This is a genomic window from Chitinivibrionales bacterium, assembly GCA_014728215.1.
Lineage (GTDB): Bacteria > Fibrobacterota > Chitinivibrionia > Chitinivibrionales > WJKA01 > WJKA01.
Genome location: WJLZ01000175.1, coordinates 1 through 2,701 on the forward strand (window position 1 = coordinate 1; position 2,701 = coordinate 2,701).

Consider the following 2,701-nt stretch of genomic DNA (forward strand, 5'->3'; position numbering starts at 1 on the left):
ACCAGTATTGGAGATGCTTGAATTAAAAGTGAACAATGCAATCAAACAACTCCGGGAATAATTCTATTTTGCATTGCCATTGCTAATAGCTTGAATGTGATGTTTTTTATATAAAGCTGCTATCGCACATATTCGATTACCGCCATTCGCCGCTTGCAATGATCCGGTGCTGATATTTTTTTATCTTCCGAACGCCCCATACCGGGTCGCTTCGACCAGAGCAGCTTTCCCTGGAGATCATAGACACGTACAACCCGTGCATAGCCGGGAACAGCAAGATGATCGCGGAGACTGAGTATTTGTCGGCTGTAAGTCGATGCTAAGAAGGCGGTATTCTGTACGGCAGCCACTCCGGTTTGTGAAGGCCCCGAAGAGGTTGCCTGAAGGCATTTCAGATAGTACTGGACCGTTTCTCCCTTGCCAAGGTTTTCTTCCAGGGCCAATTGTGGCTGTGCCTGCATGTCCGTTACCGTAGAATGGGATGTTTTATATGTTTCCCCCGGCCCGAACCGGTCTCCTCCCCATATCCCGTAAACGGGCATGGTAAAGGTCGCCCTGACCGTTGCCGAATCGCTGCCGAAATTGACAAAGCTGACGATTACCTTGTCGGCAGTCCCGCCGCTTCCCGGCAATGGCGCCAGTCCCGCAGTATTGACAGCGCGCACATACACCGGCTTGTTCTGAAGTTCTGAAGAGTTCTCTGTTTGAAAGGGGACCGGTGTTCCATGTGTTGCATACGCGCAGGCGTTCCGACGGAATGCTGCAACGCGGCTTTCTTCACCGGCGTGTGCGTTATATGCTGCCAGATCATCCATGGTTTCAAAATCCGGCGCGGCAAACAGGCTGTATTTGCCGAAATGCGCAGCATGCTGGTTGAACCGGTCCGCCACAGCCACGTGGACACGAAGAATACGGTCGAATACGGTTGCATGAGGCTGCAGCGATCCCCCAGAAGCATCATCGGTATGATCGTCGTTGGCGCCGATCTCAGTCGTTATATACTCCTTTGGCCATCCGTCAACCACACCATCGTACGTTTCGAGGTTTTCGATAAAGCTGCCGCCCTGTGCATCACGGTACGATATTCCGTAGGCATGACCGTTCAATGCCCCGCAGAGGTCTTCAACCTCTTTGCGCTGCACCGGGTCCCTGGCCCAGGTGCCGCCCCAGAAAGCCCATCCGGGCGCCGCGGTTACAACATGATCCGGCTTGATACTATTGACATACTGCGCAATACCGATATTGCGCGATTTCAGCCGGTTGAACAGCCCCGGTTCATTGTCGACTTCGTACCACTGAAACAGAGTGTCGTATTTGTCAAAAAAGGTGTCCAGCTTCGACTGCCCCGAGCCGGAAAGTGTACCGTCATCGTTGAAATACGTGGAATGGCCGGTGTTGATATGATCGGCATTGACGGTCATATTCAGATCGCGCAGCTTCTGCAGATAGGCAAGCTGCTCCGGTTGAAGATAACTTATATCGGACCAGAAATCGGCCCGGATCGTGTTCCCGCTGTACGCGATGCCGAGCCAGTGCAATGCAAGGTCTGCATACTGCAATGTTCTTTCATTGATTGTCCACTTATGCTCACCATGCTTCATGGTTGTTCCCATCCAGGTGAGTTTCCCATGGACCGGCTCGGATACCGCCGAATCCGGTTGGACTAAGGCAACATAATCCCAGGTCCACCATGATTTGCTGTCGGATTCCGCACCACAGTTGAGCGGTCTGAGGCTTTCGAAACGAAGGATATTGGTCCCCTGATAAAGCATTTCCGCAGGAATATAAAGCCGGTATGTCTTTTTCCATTTGTAAGGAGCATCGGTTACCCCGCTCGTTCCCCAGAGCTGAATAAGGCCGGCCATCAGACCATTGGAATATACCGCGGCCTGGGCTCCCAACCGATGAGCATCCATGAGCTTGAACCAGAGGAGTGCTCCATGTTCCGGGACCACCGGAAGAGAATAACTTAGCTCAAGGACCCTGTTGCGGTCACGGGCGACTCCCTTCGAAATATCGGTCCATAAAGCTCTGGTCTGCCAGTTGTCGGGAATGGCGAATGATTCTGTGTCGGTGCTCTGGAAATCGGCAAATTCATTGAAAGAATCATCAACAATGCCGATCCTCCAGAGAATGGTTTCGCCTGAAAAACAGGGTGATACTGCTATAAGAAGGCATATGATTGATGTGCAGGACATGAGCATGCACGATAATAACCGAATCCCGCGTGCAGCAGAAAAAACTTGATAATTGGTTAATGCCTCTGATTGTTTGACGTTCATACATCCCATCCCGGATTGTGATTCATAATCAATTAATATAGGTAATGGTATTGCAGAGTGCTGCAATCGATTGATCGCACCGGTCCAGGGATAGTATGTTGTCCAGGGAAATTTATTGCATCTGAAGCGGCGAATTCCAGGAAACGGCTTTATTAGTATCTTTACCTGGCGATCATAGATAATTTTCAGTGTGCCGTTCATGCTGGAGAATGGTTTGGTGACAATAACGATTCCTCGATTACAGAGACCGACATTCGGTCGGGATACGGTCAGTTTCGCGGTTGCTCGAAACCGATTTGTTTTGGAGCATCAATGTCAGGTTATTAATGCAACAAAATACTTATGCTGTAGAACTCTTTTCGCTGTAAATTCCGGGTATGGACAGCATTACCAATTTTGTAAATGCCATGGATAGCGAA

The 2,701-nt window shown here is 50.1% G+C and carries 1 protein-coding gene; it reads right to left on the reverse strand.

Annotated elements, in window-relative coordinates:
* Nucleotides 1-119: 119 nt before the first annotated feature.
* The gene (locus tag GF401_15550) at nucleotides 120-2,282 is read right to left on the reverse strand and encodes a hypothetical protein (protein MBD3346468.1); all 2,163 of its coding nucleotides are present in this window, start codon (nucleotides 2,280-2,282) and stop codon (nucleotides 120-122) included.
* Nucleotides 2,283-2,701: the final 419 nt, after the last annotated feature.